This is a genomic window from Amycolatopsis sp. NPDC048633, from assembly GCF_040650695.1.
GTDB lineage: Bacteria > Actinomycetota > Actinomycetes > Mycobacteriales > Pseudonocardiaceae > Amycolatopsis.
The window spans coordinates 828,949-846,921 of sequence record NZ_JBEZHS010000001.1 but is presented as its reverse complement, the minus strand read 5'-3'; the positions used below and the strand labels follow the sequence as shown (position 1 = coordinate 846,921).

General features: G+C 70.3%; 16 protein-coding genes. 12 read left to right on the top strand and 4 right to left on the bottom strand.

The genetic code is table 11. The features are described from left to right. The first annotated feature begins 234 nt into the window (after window positions 1-234). Window positions 235-1,374, top strand: coding sequence for a tRNA dihydrouridine synthase DusB (gene dusB, locus AB0C38_RS04235; protein ID WP_360666180.1), 1,140 nt, complete (start codon window positions 235-237; stop codon window positions 1,372-1,374). Here dusB and AB0C38_RS04230 read toward each other — a convergent pair. Then, complete coding sequence (locus AB0C38_RS04230; RefSeq protein ID WP_360666177.1) at window positions 1,295-1,696, bottom strand: hypothetical protein; 402 nt, start codon at window positions 1,694-1,696, stop codon at window positions 1,295-1,297. The two genes, dusB and AB0C38_RS04230, sit on opposite strands and share 80 nt — an antisense overlap. 109 nt (window positions 1,697-1,805) lie before the next feature. Here AB0C38_RS04230 and AB0C38_RS04225 point away from each other — a divergent pair, with 109 nt between their 5' ends. The 11 genes from AB0C38_RS04225 (at window position 1,806) to phoU (ending at window position 14,889) form a co-directional block, all read left to right on the top strand. Further along, window positions 1,806-2,465: a VC0807 family protein gene (locus AB0C38_RS04225; RefSeq protein ID WP_360666175.1), complete on the top strand. Its 660-nt coding sequence runs from the start codon at window positions 1,806-1,808 to the stop codon at window positions 2,463-2,465. Between the two features lie 32 nt (window positions 2,466-2,497). Further along, a complete protein-coding gene (locus AB0C38_RS04220) occupies window positions 2,498-3,190 on the top strand; it encodes a GntR family transcriptional regulator (protein WP_360666172.1) in 693 nt (230 codons plus the stop codon). Continuing rightward, window positions 3,187-4,206, top strand: coding sequence for an ADP-ribosylglycohydrolase family protein (locus tag AB0C38_RS04215; RefSeq protein ID WP_360666168.1), 1,020 nt, complete (start codon window positions 3,187-3,189; stop codon window positions 4,204-4,206). The genes AB0C38_RS04220 and AB0C38_RS04215 overlap by 4 nt, the downstream gene beginning before the upstream one ends. 15 nt (window positions 4,207-4,221) lie before the next feature. After that, the gene (locus tag AB0C38_RS04210; RefSeq protein WP_360666165.1) at window positions 4,222-5,661 is read left to right on the top strand and encodes a cytosine permease; all 1,440 of its coding nucleotides are present in this window, start codon (window positions 4,222-4,224) and stop codon (window positions 5,659-5,661) included. Beyond that, window positions 5,658-6,185 carry a cysteine hydrolase gene (locus tag AB0C38_RS04205; protein WP_360666162.1) on the top strand — a complete coding sequence of 176 codons (528 nt, stop codon included), beginning with the start codon at window positions 5,658-5,660 and terminating at the stop codon, window positions 6,183-6,185. Before AB0C38_RS04210 ends, AB0C38_RS04205 begins: the two co-directional genes overlap by 4 nt. A gap of 10 nt (window positions 6,186-6,195) precedes the next feature. Further along, window positions 6,196-9,258, top strand: coding sequence for an NACHT domain-containing protein (locus tag AB0C38_RS04200; RefSeq protein ID WP_360666159.1), 3,063 nt, complete (start codon window positions 6,196-6,198; stop codon window positions 9,256-9,258). Window positions 9,259-9,267: 9 nt separating this feature from the next. Next, window positions 9,268-10,101, top strand: a complete 834-nt coding sequence (locus tag AB0C38_RS04195; protein ID WP_360666156.1) for an alpha/beta hydrolase — start codon at window positions 9,268-9,270, stop codon at window positions 10,099-10,101. A gap of 86 nt (window positions 10,102-10,187) precedes the next feature. Then, window positions 10,188-10,751, top strand: coding sequence for an isopentenyl-diphosphate Delta-isomerase (gene idi / locus AB0C38_RS04190; protein WP_360666153.1), 564 nt, complete (start codon window positions 10,188-10,190; stop codon window positions 10,749-10,751). 120 nt (window positions 10,752-10,871) lie between these two features. Continuing rightward, on the top strand, window positions 10,872-11,561 hold the full coding sequence (locus tag AB0C38_RS04185; protein WP_360667494.1) for a GGDEF domain-containing protein: 690 nt from the start codon (window positions 10,872-10,874) through the stop codon (window positions 11,559-11,561). Between the two features lie 1,139 nt (window positions 11,562-12,700). Then, on the top strand, window positions 12,701-14,140 hold the full coding sequence (locus AB0C38_RS04180) for an LCP family protein (protein ID WP_360667491.1): 1,440 nt from the start codon (window positions 12,701-12,703) through the stop codon (window positions 14,138-14,140). Window positions 14,141-14,223: 83 nt separating this feature from the next. Beyond that, window positions 14,224-14,889: a phosphate signaling complex protein PhoU gene (gene phoU / locus AB0C38_RS04175; RefSeq protein WP_360666150.1), complete on the top strand. Its 666-nt coding sequence runs from the start codon at window positions 14,224-14,226 to the stop codon at window positions 14,887-14,889. A gap of 303 nt (window positions 14,890-15,192) precedes the next feature. On the opposite strand, the gene pstB is transcribed toward phoU, so the two are convergent. The 3 genes from pstB to pstC are packed head-to-tail and all read right to left on the bottom strand — an operon-like array spanning window position 15,193 to window position 17,967. Beyond that, complete coding sequence (pstB, locus tag AB0C38_RS04170) at window positions 15,193-15,969, bottom strand: phosphate ABC transporter ATP-binding protein PstB (RefSeq protein ID WP_103337881.1); 777 nt, start codon at window positions 15,967-15,969, stop codon at window positions 15,193-15,195. Window positions 15,970-15,979: 10 nt separating this feature from the next. Then, window positions 15,980-16,897, bottom strand: coding sequence for a phosphate ABC transporter permease PstA (gene pstA / locus AB0C38_RS04165; RefSeq protein WP_360666147.1), 918 nt, complete (start codon window positions 16,895-16,897; stop codon window positions 15,980-15,982). A gap of 2 nt (window positions 16,898-16,899) precedes the next feature. Next, a complete protein-coding gene (gene pstC, locus AB0C38_RS04160; protein ID WP_360666144.1) occupies window positions 16,900-17,967 on the bottom strand; it encodes a phosphate ABC transporter permease subunit PstC in 1,068 nt (355 codons plus the stop codon). Window positions 17,968-17,973: the final 6 nt, after the last annotated feature.

The window sequence follows — 17,973 nt, the reverse complement described above, 5'->3', positions numbered from 1 at the left end:
TTTCTGACCACTATCCCGGGAGCAAGAACCCAGGAATACCCACCGGACCGGTCTCTTCCAACACGACATTTCGAAGACAACATCTCGTTCCGTGAAACGAATCGAGTACGCGCGACGATTTCCCGGGAATTCTCAATTCACGAAGCCCCGTCCCGCTCGGTGGCTGCGACCGCTGCCGTCCGAACCGGGCGCCGGACAGGCCCCTGGTCGACGTGATCGACACCACAGGTGACAATGGAGGATGTGACCGCCCTGCTGAGCAAGCCCGCCCTGAAGATCGGCCCCTACCGGGTCGATCCCCCAGTGGTGCTCGCTCCGATGGCCGGCATCACCAACGTCGCCTTCCGGCAGCTGTGCGCCGAGTACGGCGCCGGCATCTACGTGTGCGAAATGATCACCGCGCGGGCCGTCGTCGAACGGCATCCCGGGACCATGCACATGATGACCTTCGGGGCGAACGAAAAGCCCCGGTCCATGCAGCTCTACGGCGTCGACCCGAAGACCATGGCCGAAGCCGTGCGGATCATCGTCGGCGAAGGGCTCGCCGACCACGTCGACTCCAACTTCGGCTGCCCCGTCGCGAAGGTGACGCGCAAGGGTGGTGGGGCGGCGCTGCCGTTCAAGCGGAAGCTGTTCGAGGCGATCGTCCGGGAGTCCGCGAAGGCCGCCGGCGACGTGCCGTTCACGGTCAAGTTCCGCATCGGCATCGACGACGACCACCGCACCTACCTCGACGCCGGCCGCATCGCCGAGGCCGAGGGCGCGGCCGCCGTCAGCCTCCACGCGCGGACCGCCGCGCAGCGCTACTCCGGCCAGGCCGACTGGACGAAGATCGCGGCGCTCAAGGAAGCGGTCACGAGCATCCCGGTGCTCGGCAACGGCGACATCTTCAGCGCCGCCGACGCCCTGCGCATGGTCGCCGAAACCGGCTGCGACGGCGTCGTCGTCGGCCGCGGCTGCCTCGGCCGGCCCTGGCTCTTCGGCGAGCTGGAGGCGGCGTTCGCGGGCCGCGCGCTGCCGACGCCGCCGAACCTGGGCGAAGTGTCCCGCGTCCTGCGCCGGCACGCCGAGCTGCTCATCCAGCACGACGGCGAGACCAAGGCCCTGCGCGACCTGCGCAAGCACATGGCCTGGTACTTCATGAACTTCCCGGTCGGCGCCGAGCTGCGCCGCGGCTTCGCGATGGTGTCCAGCCTGACCGAGCTCGACGACCTCATCGGCCGCCTCGACCACGACGCACCCTTCCCGGACAACGCCGACGGCCCCCGCGGGCGTCAGGGCTCACCCGGCAAGGTCACACTCCCGCACGGCTGGCTGGACGACCCGGACGACGACTGCGTCCCGGAAGCGGAAGACATGCACTCCGGCGGCTGAGCTGCAGCAGGCTGAACCCGAACAGCAGCACCCCCAGCGGGACATGCACGACCGTCACGTGCGCGATGCCCAGCACCACCTGCGCCAGCACCAGCCCCAGGAACACGGTCGCCGAAACGATCGGCCGGGGTGAGCCGCCTCCTGGGCGCCATGCCAGGGCCGCCGCCGCCACGTGCACCACCGCCAGCACGAACACCGTGTACGCCGCCGCGCTGTGCAGTGAATGCCCGTTCGGCGTGGTCAGCAGCAGGCCGGCGGTGACCGGGGAGAGGAACACGGCCAAGGTCTGCAGGCCGATCGTGAAACGCAGGAACGTCGCCATACCCCTACGACGACGTGGCCGCGCCGGACGTGAGGTCGTGACATCTGTAACCCCCCGATCGTGGCGGATCGCATCCTTGCCGGCCCCCGCGCCGCGACAAGCTCTTCCCATGACGAACGACAACGGCATCCGTTCCCTGCTCCAGACCCTCGGCGTCGAGATCGCCGTCCCGCTCGGCGTCTACTACGGACTCCACTCGCTCGGTGCGAGCGACTTCACCGCGCTCGCCCTCTCCGGGGTCTTCCCGCTGGCCCGGACGCTCTTCCAGTTCGCCAAGAACCGCACCATCAACGGGCTCGCGCTCGTCGTCCTCGTGACCAACGTCGTCGGGATGCTGCTGACCTTCGTCTCCGGGGACGCGCGGATGATGATCGCCAAGGATTCGATCGGCAGTGGGATCACCGGGGTCGTCATCCTGATCTCCGCCTTCACCGCGCAGCCGATCATGACCAAGGCCCTGCGCCCCTTCCTCACCCACGGCAAGGCCGACCACGAAGCCGCCTGGGAACGCCTGCGGTCCAACAAGAGGTTCATCACCGTCCTGCGTCGCGGCAGCTTCATCTGGGGTGTCGGGTTCATGGTCGAGAGCGCGGCCCGGGTGATCGGCGCCTTCACGCTGCCCGTCTCGACCATGGTCTGGCTGAGCACGGTCATCTTCGTGGCCTCGTTCGCGGTGATCATGCTGGTCGCCGGCGCGTCCGCGAAGGAGGCCGGCGAGCTGGTGGCCCGTGAGGCCGAGGCCGACGCCCAGCCGCTCGTCGCCGCTTGACCAGCACGAACGCAGCGTGTACAGGTGTGTACATGTACAGCAAGCGGCAGCAGCTCGTCGGCGACCTCTCCGACCTGATCCGCTCGGGACGCCTCGCCCACGGCGAGCGTCTCCCGGGGGAAAACCAGCTCGCCGAGCAGTACCAGGTCAGCCGGGGCACCGTCCGCAGCGCCCTTTCCGAGCTCCAGCAGCTCGAGCTCATCTCCACCCAGGCCGGCGTCGGGTCGTTCGTCACCTTCGACGGCGTCCAGCTCGACCAGCGGATCGGCTGGGCCCGCGCCCTCGCCGACGCCGGCGCACCCGTCACCACGCAGCTCCTCGGCATCGAGACGGTCGAAGACCGGGCCCTCGAAGAGGAGTTCGGCGAGAAGACCTACGTCGCCGTGCGGCGGCTGCGGCGGGAGCACGACCGCGGCGTCTCGCTCGAGACCGCCACCGTCTCCGCCGCCGGTGTGCTCGCCGACCTCCCCGAGACCGGCCTGCGGGACGGCTCCCTCACCAAGACCCTCGAAGCCGCCGGCCGGGTCTCCGTCGGCGGCGACCAGTGGATCAGCACCGAACGCCTCGAAGCCGGCGACGCCGAGCTCCTCGGCCGCAGCATCGGCGAGCTCTTCCTCCGCGCCGAGCGCACTTCGGTCGACGTCGAAGGCCGGCTCGTCGAGCGCGTCGTCAGCCTGCTGGACCCGGACCGGTTCCAGTTCCACCTCACCTTCGGACACCGGTGAACGCGCGGGACCGGGCGCTCGGCGCGTTCACCGGGCTCGCCGTCGGCGACGCGCTCGGGATGCCGACGCAGTCCATGTCCCGCGCCGCCATCGCCGCCGCCTACGGGCCGGTCACCGGCCTGCTCGCCGCCGTCGCCGAGCAGCCGGTCGCGCCGTCGATGCCCGCCGGGTCGGTCACCGACGACACCGAGCAGGCCGTCCTGCTGGCCCGGCTGCTCATCGACGGCCGCGGCACCGTCGAGCCGCGCGTCTTCGCCGACGCCTTGCTCATCTGGGAGGCGGACATGATCCGCCGCGGCTCCGCGGACCTCCTCGGGCCGTCGACGAAACGCGCGCTCTCGCGTCTTCAGGACGGTGTCCCGGCTGAGGAAGCCGGCCGCACGGGGACGACCAACGGCGCCGCCATGCGCGTCACGCCGGTCGGCATCGCGACCCCTTGCGAAGACCTCCACACGCTGGTCGACGCCGTCGCCGCGACCGCGCGCGTCACGCACAACACCAGCCTCGGCATCGCGTCCGCCGCCGCGGTCGCCGCCGCCGTGTCCGCCGGGGTCGAGGGCGCGAACCTCGCCGAAGCGCTCGACGTCGGCGAGCGCGCGGCCGTCGTCGGCGGGGAACGCGGGCACTGGGCCGCCGGCGGGGAGATCGCCGCCCGGATCCACTGGGCCCGCGGCTGGGTGCGGGGCATGACGCCGGCCGCCGTCGCCGACGCGGTCGCCCGGGTGATCGGCACGTCGGTCGCGTCGCAGGAGTCCGTCGTGGCCGCGTTCGCGCTGGCCGAGGCCGTGGGCGACGACCCGCCGGCGGCGTTGCGCCTGGCCGCCGGGCTCGGCGGCGACACCGACACCGTCGCCGCGATCTGCGGGGCGATGCTCGGCGCCGCGCACGGCGTGGGTGCCTTCCGCCCCGATGTCGTCGAGACTGTGCTGTCCGTGAACCGCCTCGAATTCGGGCCGCTCGTCGACGAGTTGCTCACCCTGCGGCGGCGGACCGGGCAGAGTAGGACCACCTACTGATCCAGGGGACGGGCCATGACCGAAGCGGGCACCCGGAAGCTCAAGGTGGAGACCAACGGTCTCGACGTGATCGACGACGCCGAGCGCCGCGGCCGCCCGCGGCAGCTGTTCTGGCCGTGGTTCGGCGCGAACGTGTCGGTGCTGGGGCTGAGCTACGGCTCGTTCACCCTCGGCTTCGGCATCTCCTTCTGGCAGGCGCTGGTCGCCGGCGTCGTCGGCATCCTGTTCTCGTTCCTGCTGTGCGGGTTCATCGCGATCGCGGGCAAACGCGGGTCGGCGCCGACGATGCTGCTCTCGCGCGCGGCCTTCGGCGTCCGCGGCAACCGGCTGCCGTCGGCGATCTCGTGGCTGCTCACGGTCGGCTGGGAAACCGTGCTCACCGCGCTGGCGACGCTCGCCACGTCGACGGTCTTCGAGCGGCTCGGCTGGGGCGGCGGGACCCCGACGAAGGTGATCGCGCTGGTCGTCGTGGCCGCGCTGACCGTCGCGGCGGGCGTGCTCGGCTTCGACGCGATCATGAAGCTGCAGACGTGGATCACCTGGATCACCGGCGTGCTCACGGTCGTCTACGTCGTCCTGGTCGTCGGTGACGTGCACTGGGACGCCGTCAGCGCGTTGCCGTCCGGTTCGGCGCAGCAGTGGGTCGGCGCGCTGGTGTTCCTGATGACCGGCTTCGGCCTCGGCTGGGTCAACGCGGCCGCGGACTACTCGCGCTACCTGCCGCGGTCGTCGTCGAGCCGCGGCGTGGTCGGCTGGACGACGTTCGGCGCGTCGGTGGCACCGCTGGTGCTGCTCGTGTTCGGACTGCTGCTGGCCGGCTCCTCCACGGAGCTGAACGGCGCCATCGCGAAGGACCCGATCGGTGCGCTCACGACGCTGCTGCCGCTGTGGTTCCTGGTGCCGTTCGCGATCGTCGCGGTGCTCGGCCTGGTCGGCGGCGCGGTGCTGGACATCTACTCGTCCGGGCTGGCGCTGCTGTCGGCCGGGCTGCGCGTGCGACGGCCGGTGGCGGCGTTCGTGGACGGCGTGCTCATGGTGGCGGGCACGATCTACATCGTGTTCTTCGGCGGCGAGTTCCTCGGCCAGTTCCAGGGTTTCCTGGTGACGCTGGGCGTGCCGGTGGCGGCGTGGTGCGGCGTGATGCTCGCGGACGTCCTGCTGCGCCGGCGCGACTACGCCGAGCCGGACCTGTTCGACCCGGCCGGCCGCTACGGCGACGTCCGGTTCGGGCCGATCGCGCTGGTGCTGGTAGCGACCGCGCTCGGCTGGGGCCTGGTCACGAACACCGCCGCCGGCTGGCTGCAGTGGCAGGGTTACCTCCTCGAACCGTTCGGACTCGGCGGGCGCGACGGCTCGTGGGCGTACGCGAACCTCGGCGTCCTGGTGGCGCTGGCGCTCGGGTTCGTCGTCACTTCGCTTACGCGGCACCGCGTCCGCGCGCAGGAGGCGGCGTGAAATCGGTCCTGGCGGTCATCGACCTGCAGAACGTCTTCGCCACTCCGGCGAGCGAGTGGTTCACCCCGCGCTTCGCCGAGGTGCTGCCGCCGATCCACCGCTTGGTGGACGCGTTCGGCAACGACGTCGTGTTCACGCGGTTCATCGCGCCTTCGCACCCGGAAGGGGCGTGGAAGCAGTACTACGAGCAGTGGCCGTTCGCGTTGCGGCCCCCGGACGCGCCGCTGTACCAGGTGATCTCCGAGTTCCAGCCGTCGTCCACAGTGGACGCGACGACGTTCGGCAAGTGGACCTCCCGCCTGGCGACCCGCGTCGGCGGTGCTGGGCTGGTGCTGGCGGGGGTGTCGACGGACTGCTGCGTGCTGTCGACGGCGCTGGCGGCGGCGGACGCGGGCGTCTCGGTGACCGTGGTGTCCGACGCGTGCGCGGGCGTGGACGACGAGAGCCACGCGAAGGCGCTGGACCTCATGCGGCTGTACGGGCCGCTGGTGAAGGTGGCCACCACCGACGAGGTGCTCGGCTAGGCTCGCCGCGGTGAGTCTCGAAGCGGCGGCCATCGCGCTGACGACCGCGGTGGTCAAGGCCGCCGCGAAGCTCTGGCTCGGCGACCGCCCGATCGCCGCCGACGCCTCGGCCAAGGTGTTCGACCTGCTGGAGAAGCAGGTCACCGGTCTCAACGACCGCCGCAAGCTCCGCCTGCTGTTCACGAACCTCGAGTCCCGCGTCGCCGACCGGCTGCTGCCGTTCCTCGACGTCGAGTTCCGCGGCCTGCCCGAGAACGAGCGGGTCGCGGCGGTGGACGCGGCCCGCGAGACGTTCGATCGCGCGGCCCTGACCGACGACGACCTGTTCGCGACCGACCTCGACGCGGCGTTCCTGTACCGCTCCCTGCTCCGGACGGTCCCGGGCGCCACGTCCCTGTTGTCGGCCGACGCGACCGAGCTGTACCGGCGGGTGCTGCGGGAGTGCTGCGCGTACCTGGTGCAGGTGACGAGCACCCTGCCGCGCTTCCAGCCGGGTGCGCTGGTCGAGGTGCTCCGGCGGGAGACGGAGATCCTGGAGACGGTCCGGAACGTCCTGGCGGCCCTGCCGGAACGCCGCCACCCGGACGACTTCGCGGCCGACTTCCGGCGTCAGGTCGTGACGGCGCTGGACCGGATGGCGCTGTTCGGCGCGGGCCTGGCCGAGGCGACCCGGCTGTATCCGCTGTCGGTCGCCTACCTGAGCTTGAGCGTCACCTCGGACCGGGCCGCGGGCGACCGGATCGAGCAGGTCCTGCCGAGCACGCGCCGGATCCTGCTGCGGGGTGAAGCCGGCTCCGGCAAGACGACGCTCCTGCAGTGGCTGGCCGTGCAGTGCGCGAGCCGTCAGCTGCAGGATGCCGACGGCTGGGCCGACCTGGAGCCGTTCCTGGTGCGGCTGCGGCGGTTCAGCCAGGCACCGCTGCCCACGCCGGAACGCTTCCTCGACGAGGTCGGCAGGCACATCGCCGACGAGATGCCACCGGGGTGGGTGCACAAGCGGCTGCGCAAGGGGTGGGCTGTCGTCCTCGTCGACGGAATCGACGAGCTGCCGGACGAGCGCCGCCGCGAGGTGCGCGAGTGGCTGCGCGAACTCGTCAGCACGTTTCCGAAGGCCCGGTTCGTCGTCACCACCCGGCCGGCGGCGGTGGCCCCCGACTGGCTGCGTGGCGAAGGGTTCACCGAGGTCCGCCTCCAGCCGATGACCCCGCGCGACGTCCGCACGTTCGTCAAGCGCTGGCACGCGGCGGTACCGGCCCTCGAAGACCGCGGGGACGCGTTGATCGCGGCCATCGGCGCCCGGAGCGCGTTGCGGCGGCTCGCCGAGAACCCGCTGATGTGCGCGTTGCTCTGCGCCCTGCACCAGGAGGGCAACGGACGCCTGCCCGACAACCGCATGGAGCTCTACGACGTCGCGCTGCGCATGCTGCTCGACAGCCGCGACATCGAGCGTCGGATCGAAACCACCGTGCGGCTTTCGCTGACCGAAAAGCTCGTGCTGCTGCGAAGTCTGGCTTACTGGCTGGTCCGCAACGGCCACACGGACGTCCCGCTGCCGGACGCCGAAGCCCGCGTCGCGGCGAAGCTGCGCTCGATGGGCCAGATCGACGTCACGCCGCACACGGTGTTCCGCCACCTCCTGGATCGTGGTGGCGTGCTGCGCGAACCGGTCCCGGGCCGGATCGACTTCGTGCACCGCACGTTCCAGGAGTACCTGGCCGCCCAGGCGGCGGTCGAAGAGGACGACATCGGCATCCTGACGGCGAACGCCCACCTCGACGAGTGGCGCGAAGTCGTGGTCCTGGCGGCGGGTCACGCCCATCCCGCGCAGCGCGAACGTCTGCTGGACGGCATCCTCCAGTGGGACGCGGATGAGAAACAGCGGCTGAAGCTGAACCTCGTGGCGTTGGCCTGTCTGGAGACGTCGCCGGTGCTGAGCGAGCGGCTGCGCAACGAGATCGAGGACCGGGCCAGCACCTTGATCCCACCGTCGAACTTCGAGGAGGCGGAGGCGCTGGCGGCAGCGGGCGAGTTCGTCCTCGACCTCCTGGCCGACAGTGCACCCGAGACCCCCGGGGCCGTGGCCGCGACCGTCCGCGCGATCGCGTTGATCGGCGGCCCGGGTGCCTTGGAGCTGCTGACCCGCTACCGCGACGCCCAGGACCAGCCGGTGGTGGACGAGCTGGCCGAGGCCCGGAAACGGTTCGATCCAGCCGAGTTCGCCGAACGCGTGCTGGCCGATCTGCCGATCGGATATCTGTTCGTCGGAGACCCGGCGGACCTGGTCGGCCTGGAACACCTGCGGCACCTCGAATACCTCGACTGCTGGTTCGAAGACGGACACGGCGATCTCAGCTTCGCCCGGAAGCTTCCCCGGCTGAAGGGGCTCGAAGTCGGCGACTCGAGCGGGTTCGACGTGCGGGCACTGGTGGGCACTTCGCTGGAACGCATCACGTTGACCGGCGACCTGTTCCCGGAGTCGACCGACATCGGGCCGCTCGCCGAGATCCCCACCCTGCGTACCATTCTCGCCGAGGTGACGACGCACGGCTGGGCGCGGCTTGCCGAGCTGCCGGACCTGCAGGACCTCAAGCTGAGCTACCTCGAGGACCTCGACCGGTTCGACGAGCTCGCCGCTTTGCCCTTTCTGCCCGGGCTGGCCCTCGACGGCGTTCCGGAGCTGACCGACCTGCGCCCACTGTCCTTTCTGGACCGGCCGTCCGGGCTGAGCTTCCGGAACTGTCCGCGCCTGCGGGACGTGCGCGCCCTCGCCGGCTGGGCCGGCAGCCTGACCCGGCTCGGCTTCGCGAACTGCCCCGAGGTCGAGCTGAGCGTGCTGCCTTCGCTGACCAAGCTCGAAGTCCTGCAGTTCTCGGACACCCCGTTCCCGGACTTCCGGGTCCTGTCCGGTCTCCCGGCGTTGCGGCACCTGGCCCTGACCGGTCCCGAAGAGATCGACCTCACGCCCCTCGCCGGCCGGACCGGCCTCGAGGTGCTCGTGGCCGCGGACGTCCGGCTCGCAGGCGAGGAACTGCTGGGCCCGGGGAGCCGAGTCGACCGGGCCGGGCGGCGGTAGATTCGGGCCGTGATCGACCACATCAGCATCCCCACCGAGGCCGGTTCCTTCGACGCCATCGCCGCCGGGCCCGAAGACGGGCGGCCCGTGCTGCTGCTGCACGGCTTTCCCGAGGCCGCCGTCGAGTGGGAGCACCAGGTCGCCACCCTCGGGGTGCTCGGGTACCGGGCCGTCGCGCCGGACCAGCGGGGCTACTCGCCCGGGGTGCGGCCCGAACGGGCCACCGACTACGCGATCGATCACCTCGTCGGCGACGTCGTCGCCATCACCGAACAGCTGGGCTGGCCGCAGTTCGACCTCGTCGGGCACGACTGGGGCGGGGCTGTCGCCTGGTGGACCGCCGACGCGCACCCCGGACGCCTGCGCAGCCTCACCGTCGTCTCCACGCCGCACCCCGCCGCGCTCGCCGACGCCATGAAGACCGACGAAGACCAGTACCTGCGGACTCAGTACATGACCGAGTGGCGGCAGACCCGCGTCACCGAGCGGCGGATGCTGGAGAACGACGCCCGCGCGCTGCGGGACATGTTCGAGCGGCGCGTCTCGCCGTCCAAGGTCGACGAGTACGTCCGGCGGCTCTCCGAGCCGGGCGCGCTCACCGCGGCCCTCAACTGGTACCGCGGGGGCCGGCCGGGCGGGAAGATCGGCAACATCTCCGTGCCGACGCTGTACATCTGGAGCACCGAGGACGTTTCGTTCGGCTCGACCGCCGCGCTCGACACGGCGAACCGGGTCACCGGGCCCTTCCGGTTCGAAATGGTCGAAGACGTCACGCACTGGCTGCCGGAAGAGGCGCCGGAGATCGTCACCTCACTCATCGTCGAGCACCTCGACGCGCGGTAGCGGTCCGTCACCCGCCCGGGCGGACCGCCCGTAACCCACCCGGCTCGCGGTACGAGGCACGCCCGCCCGTCGTGTTCACTGGGCCGGTGGATATCGCGACCGAACCCGAGACCGAGCAGGTCGTCTTCGTCACCGAGGACGGCGTGCCCACCGGCGAGACCGGCCCGAAGCTGGCCAGTCACCACGAGCACACCCGGTTGCACCTCGCCTTCTCCTGTTACGTCCTGCGACGCAGCGACAACGCCCTGCTGATCACCCAGCGCGCGCTGCACAAGAAGGTCTGGCCGGGGGTCTGGACGAACAGCGTCTGCGGCCACCCCGCTCCCGGCGAGTCCCTCGAAGACGCCGTCCGCCGGCGCGCGGCCTACGAGATCGGGCTGCCGTCGCTGTCCGGGCTGCGCTGCGTGCTGCCGAGCTACCGCTACCGGACGCCGCCGTTCCAGGGGATCGTCGAGAACGAGTTCTGCCCGGTCTTCGCCGCCTGGGCCGACGCCGAGCCCGAGCCGAACCCGGAAGAGGTCGGCGGCTGGCGCTGGGTTTCCTGGCCCGACTACCAGGAGCTACTGAACGACGAGACGGCTAATGTGAGTTACTGGGCCAAAGACCAGTTCTCCCAGCTCAAGGGCATCGAGCCGTTCTCCGGACTCTGACTGCACAACTCCGGAGAGTCACTTCCACAGTCTCGTTTGAGCGAAATTCACCTTCGTCCGCATCCGCGTCTCAAGGGCGGCCTCCGCTGCGACGACAACCAATGCGTGGTGGAGGTGGGCATGGTCGCCGGGGACGAAGGCGTGCTGCGCCGGAGCCCGCAGCCGCCGGACCTGCTGCGCCTCCACGAAGCCGTCGCGACCCTCTTCGCCACCCAGGGCGACTGGCGCCGCGCCTACCAGCACCTCCGCTCCGCGCTGGACATCGCCCGCGACGGCAGCCTGCGTGACGCGCTGACGTCGAGCTACAACCGCCGGTACCTCGACGAGCGCTTGTACGGACCGTTCACCGATCGGCCGCACGCCCGGCCGCGGCCGGCGCTGGGCATCGCGCTCGTCGATCTCGACCGCTTCAAGCGCGTGAACGACACGTACGGTCACCTCGTCGGCGATCGCGTCCTCCGACGGGTGGCCGATCTACTCCAGGAGGGGCTGCCGCCGGAGGGCTTCTGCGCCCGCTACGGCGGCGAGGAGTTCGTGCTGTGGCTGCCGGGTGTCGATGCCCGGCACGCGGTTCGCATCGTCGACGCCGCCCGCGTGCGCGTCGCCCGTCATCCCTGGTCAGAACTCCAGCCGGGACTGCACGTGACCATCAGCGCCGGACTGGCCCACGAGGGGCCCGACGCCCCCACGCCGCCCGAGCGCCAGCTGCGCAGCGCGGACGACCTGCTTTACGCGGCCAAACGGGCTGGACGGAACAAAGTCGCCTATCACGACGCGCAAAGCACGCAGTTAATAACCCACTCTGAGTAACGTAAACGGCCCATTACCCCAGAAAGCTGCGGGCACCCTTCACCCGTTAGGCGACGGCCAGCGGCCGTTCGTCGACTCAAGGTGAAGAAAATTCCGGGAGGGTGTCGTCACGAACGGGGGGTATCCGTACGATAACGAAAACCTCCGGGAGAACGATCACCTCTCGCGGGGGAAGACGGCCAAGTAACGAACCCGCTTTCGATCGTGCGAAAGGAGACCGAGTGCCGGACGAGCACGACAGCCCGGGGACCGGTCGCCGTTCGGACGGTCCCGCACGGCCCCGCACCGGTAGACGCCGGTCGATGGAGGACCAGGGCGGGATCAGCGTCTCGGACGTCGTCGCCAAGTCCACCGGCGTCCGCCCGCTCCCGTCGCGTGAGCCGCAGGACCGCACCGACCAGCCCGGACACCGGGCACGGGCCGCCGAACCGCCCGCTCAGCCGGCTCCGGCGCGGGGCGCACAGCCGCCGCGCTCGCGGGCCGCGCAGCCGCCCGCCGAGAACCCAGTACCCACGGACGCCACTCGTCAACCGCGCCCGCCGCGGCCGCGTCAGCCGCGCCGCACGACCGCCGCCGCCCCGCAGCCCGAGGCGCCGCTCCAGCGCCGCCCGCCGGCCGCGAACCCGGGCCCGCAGCAGACGTCGGCCGCACCGCAGCCGCCCCGGCGGCCCCGCCGTCCCGCGGCCACTCCCGACGGCGCCGCACCCCAGCGCCCCGCGGCCGATGAAGCGCCCCGCCGCCCGGAGAGCGCCGCTCGCCAGCGCCCCGCGGCCGATGGTGCCGCGCCCCGCCCGGACAGCGCCCGTCAGCGCCCGGCGGCCGATGCGGCTCGTCGCCCCGCGGCCGCCCCGGACAGCGCCGCACCCCAGCGCCCCGCGGCCGACGCACCTCGTCGACCTGGGGCCGACGGTGCCGCGGCCCGCCGCGCCGCCGACGCTCCCGCAGCCCGCCGGCTCGCGGCCGAGGGAGCGGCGGTACCCGAGGCCCCCGCACGCAAGCGGCCCACACCGGACTCGCCGACGCCCAAGCGCCCGGCCGCGGCCGGGCCACAGCGACCCGCGCCGGAAGCCGGCGCACCGGCTCCCGAAGCCGCGTCGAGCCGGTCCGCGGGCGACGCCCCGAAGCGCCGCCCGGGCGCGGTGCCGTCCCGCGCCGAGCTCGACCCGCTGACCATGACCGACGAGATGGAAGCGATCGACGAGGCGACGCAGTACCGCCGCAAGATCGACCACACGCTCGCCCGGTTCTCCGCCGCGCACGACGAAGGGAACGCCGAAGAGGCGAAGCGGCGCGAACGCCGTGAACGTCTCTCGCCGGCTTCGCTGATCGAGAGCACGCGGACGGCGCTTCAGCGCGTAGTCACGCCGGTCGGGGCCGACGAGCCCGAGGTGGACGCCGCCGAACTGGCCGCGCAGACCCGGCTGCAGGAGAAGAAGCAGCGGAAGAACGAGCGGGTGGGCCGGTTCGGGCGGGTCGCCGCCGCGGTCCTCGCCGCGCTCGTCTTCCTCGGCGTCGGCGGCGCGTGGGGCGCCCAGACCTACTTCGACGCGAAGTTCACGCAGATCTCGGCACTCGACGAGAACTCGGCCGACATCCAGGACGCCGCGGCGCAGGCCAACGACGAGAACTTCCTCATGGTCGGGTCCGACACCCGCGACGGCGCGGGGGCCGAGGAAGGCGTCGGCACCGCGGACAGCACGCCGGGCGCCCGCTCGGACACCGTGATGGTGGCGCACATCCCGGCCGACCGTAAGCGCGTCGTCGTCACGTCGTTCCCGCGCGACCTCGAGATCGACCGGCCCGACTGCCAGCGCTGGGACCCCGCGCAGAACAAGAACACCGACGAGAAGGTGTCCGGCCAGAAGATCGCGAAGCTCAACACCGCCTACGCGGTCGGCGGGCCGTCGTGCATCACCAAGGTGATCCAGCAGATCACCGGGCTGCGGATCAACCACTTCGTCGGGATCGACTTCAACGGCTTCAAGGAGATGGTCGACGCCGTGCACGGCGTCACGGTCCACAACGAGCTCCCGATCGACGACACCATCCTCGGCAAGGTGCTGCTGGAGACCGGCGACGTGACGATCTCCGGTGACCAGGCGCTGAACTTCGTCCGCGCGCGGCACGTCAAGGGTGACCCGACGTCCGACTACGGCCGGATCAAGCGGCAGCAGGCGTTCATCGGCGCGCTGCTGAAGAAGGTCATGTCGTCCGACGTCGTCCTCGACCCCGGCAAGCTGAGCGACTTCATCACGGCGTTCGCGAAGGCCACCTTCGGCGACAACCTCGGTGTCAAGCAGATGATGACGCTGGCGCAGTCGATGAAGGGCCTCGACCAGTCGAAGATCTCGTTCCTCACCGTGCCGACGGTCGGTCTGCCCAACAGCCGCGGCAACGAGGTTCTCGTCCGCAGCAAGACGAAGGCCCTCTTCGACGCGCTGCGCAACAACACCCAGCTGCCGGACCCGAACGCCGCCATCCCGGCGAGCGAGCAGGCCCCGCCGACCAGCACGTCGAAGTCGTCGTCGAAGACCTCCTCGAAGTCGACCACCAGCAAGAAATCCGGGACCACGGGCTGATCCGCGAGGATCGTTAGTCCGGGTTCACGTGCGGTTCACCCGGCGATGCGGTGTTTGGTCACGGTTGGCCGTAGGGTTGGGCCATGCGTGAGGCTTACCATGTCGAACTCGAACAGCTCGCCGTCAACCTGGCCGGCATGTCGGTCCAGGTCGCCGACGCCATGGAGCGCGCGACCCGGGCGCTGCTGGAGGTCGACCTCAGTCTCGCCGAGCAGGTGATCAGCGACGACGCCAAGGTCGACGACGCCCGCGCCCAGTGCGAGGAGCAGGCGTACGCCCTGCTCGCCCTGCAGGCGCCGGTGGCGACCGATCTGCGCACCGTGCTGGCGGCGATCCACGCCGCCGAAAGCCTGGAGCGGATGGGCGACCTGGCGCTGCACGTGGCGAAGGCCGCCCGGCGCCGTCACCCGGACCCGGTGCTGCCCGACGCGGTGCGGCCGTACTTCGCCGAGATGGGCGAGGTGGCGGTCAAGCTGGCCCGGTCGACCGAGCAGGTCATCAAGACGAAGGACGTCGAAGCGGCGAAGACGCTCGAAACCGACGACGACCAGGTGGACGACATCCACCGTCACCTGTTCACGGTCCTGATGGACCGCGAGTGGCCGCACGGCGTGGCCGCGGCGGTCGACGTGACGCTGCTGGGCCGCTTCTACGAGCGCTACGCCGACCACGCGGTGTCGGTCGCGAAGCGGATGATCTTCGTGGTGACCGGCAAGATGCCGGGCTACGGCTCCGACGACGACATCTGAGCCCTGATACGACGAAAGCCCCCGACTCCGGTCGGGGGCTTTCTTTGCGAGTCAATGAGTTCGACCTGTCCGGAGCGGAACTCCGAGCGCCCCAATGTGGCCTTCGGTGCGTTAGACGCACCGAAGGGCCCCTTGGGTGCGTTGAGCGCAACCAAGGCCACATTGGGGCGCTTCACATCCCCGGGCAACAGCTTTCGAATATCCACTTCGGACACTAAGCCGACACTGTGCCGACAAAAGAAAGAAGGCCTTTCCCGTCGACCCCGAGCACCGGCGGGAAAGGCCTTCCGACACAACGACGACTCAGCCGAAACGGCCGGAAATGTAGTCTTCCGTAGCCTTTTCGTCCGGGTTGGAGAAGATCTTCTCCGTGTCGTTGAGCTCCACCAGCCGGCCCGGCTGCCCCACGCCCGCCAGGTTGAAGAACGCCGTCTGGTCGGAAACCCGCGCCGCCTGCTGCATGTTGTGCGTGACGATGACGATCGTGTAGTCCTTCTTCAGCTCCCCGATCAGGTCCTCGATCGCCAGCGTCGAGATCGGGTCCAGGGCCGAGCACGGCTCGTCCATCAGCAGGACGTCCGGCTGGACCGCGATCGCGCGGGCGATGCAGAGACGCTGCTGCTGCCCGCCCGACAGCCCGCCGCCCGGCTTGTTGAGGCGGTCCTTGACCTCGTTCCACAGGTTCGCGCCGCGCAGGGCGCGCTCGGCGATGTCGTCGAGGGTCTTCTTGCCCTTGGTGCCGCCCAGTTTCAGGCCCGCGACGACGTTGTCCTTGATGGACATCGTCGGGAACGGGTTGGGGCGCTGGAACACCATGCCGATCGTGCGGCGCACCTGGACCGGGTCGACCGCCGAGGCGTAGATGTTCTCGCCGTCCAGCAGGACGTCGCCCTCGACACGGGCGCCGGGGATGACCTCGTGCATGCGGTTCAGCGTGCGGAGCACCGTCGACTTGCCGCAGCCGGACGGGCCGATGAACGCGGTGACGTTGCGCGGCGGCACGGAGAGAGTGACACCGTCCACGGCGTGGAACTTGCCGTAGTAGATGTCCACGTCCTTGACGTCGATTCGCTTTGCCATGGCTTACAGCTCACTTCTTCTTCGGGGCGACAAGGCGCGCGAACACGGTGGCGAGGAGGTTGATGATCGCGATGATGAGCACCAGCGTCAGTGCCGCGCCCCAGATCCGGTCGAAGCCGACCGAGCCGGGGTCCATCGAGTTGGTGACGCGCTCGTTGTTCATCAGCAGCGGGAGCGCCGCCTGCTCGCCGCTGAAGATGTCCCAGTTCGTGTAGGCGGAGTAGCCGACCAGGACCAGCAGCGGCGCGGTCTCGCCCATCACGCGGGCCAGCGCCATCATGATGCCGCCGATGATGCCGGACAGCGCCGTCGGCAGCACGATCTTCACGATCGTCTTCCACTTCGGCACGCCCAGCGCGTACGACGCCTCGCGCAGGTCGTCCGGGACGATCCGCAGCATCTCCTCCGACGAGCGGACGACGACCGGGATCATCAGCAGCACCAGGGCCAGCGACACGGCGAAACCGCTGCGCGGCAAGCCGAACGTGGTGATCCACAGCGCGTAGATGAACAGCGCCGCGACGATCGACGGGACGCCGGAAAGGATGTCGACCATGAAGGTGGTGGCCTTCATGAGCTTGCCCCGGCCGTACTCGACGAGGTAGATCGCGACGAGCATGCCTATCGGCACCGCGATGATCGCGCAGACGAGACCCTGCAGCAGGCTGCCGATGATGGCGTGCAGCACGCCGCCGCCGACCTCGTCGGACAGGTAGTTGCCCAGGTCCTGCGACCACCAGTTGGTGTACGGGATGCGCTTGATGCCGTTCGCGACGACCGTGTACAGCACCCACACCAGCGGGACGACGGCGATCAGGAACGACAGCCAGACCAGCGTGGTCGCCAAGCCGTTCTTGAACTTGCGAGCCAGGCTCACCTGCTGGAACGCCGGTGTCGTCGCGGGAGCTTCGAGCGTGGACGTGGACATGCTCAGTCCCCCTTCTTGCCGATGACGGACCGCGCCGCGAAGTTGACGAGGAACGTGAGCACGAACAGCACCAGGCCGGCCGCGATGTACGCGCCGGCCGAGATCTCGTTGTTGAACTCGCTGTAGTTGGCGGCGATCTTCGACGCGAAGGTGGAACCGCCGTCGAAGAGGCTCCAGTCGAAGTTGCGCCCCTGCGGGATGAGCAGGATGACGGCCAGCGCGATCGTCTCGCCGAGCGCGCGGCCGAGGCCGAGCATCGACGCGCCGATGTAGCCGGCCTTGCCGAACGGCAGCACCGTGGTGCGGATGACCTCCCAGCGCGTGGCGCCCAGCGCCAGCGCGCCTTCGAGGTGCGGGGTCGGCGTGCGCTCGAACACCTCGCGCGAGAGCGACGTGATGATCGGCAGGATCATCACGGCCAGCACGATGCCGGCGGTGAAGATCGTGCCGCGCACGCTCGGCGCGACGTTGCCGGGCGCCAGCAACGGGAACCACGAGAACGTGTCGTTGATCCACTGCGAGAACGGCTCGATCGCCGGGGCGAACACGAGGATGCCCCAGAGGCCGAAGATGATCGACGGCACCGCGGCGAGCAGGTCGATGACGTACGCGAACGACCGCGCGAGCTTCTTCGGCGCGTACTGGGTCAGGAACAGCGCGATGCCCAGCGACACCGGCATCGCGATGACCAGCGCGACCAGCGACGTCGCCACCGTGACCTCGAGGAGGTCGAGGATGCCGAACGACATGTTCGCGGGGTCGTTGGTCGACCAGCCGTGGTTGGTCAGGAAGTTGACGTTGTCGGCCCGCAGCGCCGGGATCGCCTGGATGAGCAGGAAGAGCCCGATCAGGCCGATCAGGGCGACGACGAAGATCCCGGCCCCGGTGGTCAGGTTCTGGAAGATGCGGTCACCGGGCCGCGCCTTCTTCGGTTTTTCACTCGCGGACGGCTCGGGTGCCGCCGGCGAGGCTGGTTGCTCCGAAATCGGACCCTCCGGGGGCGTCGTGGCGGACGACGAACGCCCACCGGGGTCGCCGGTGGGCGTTCGCGTCGAGGATGACTCGCTCATCAGCTA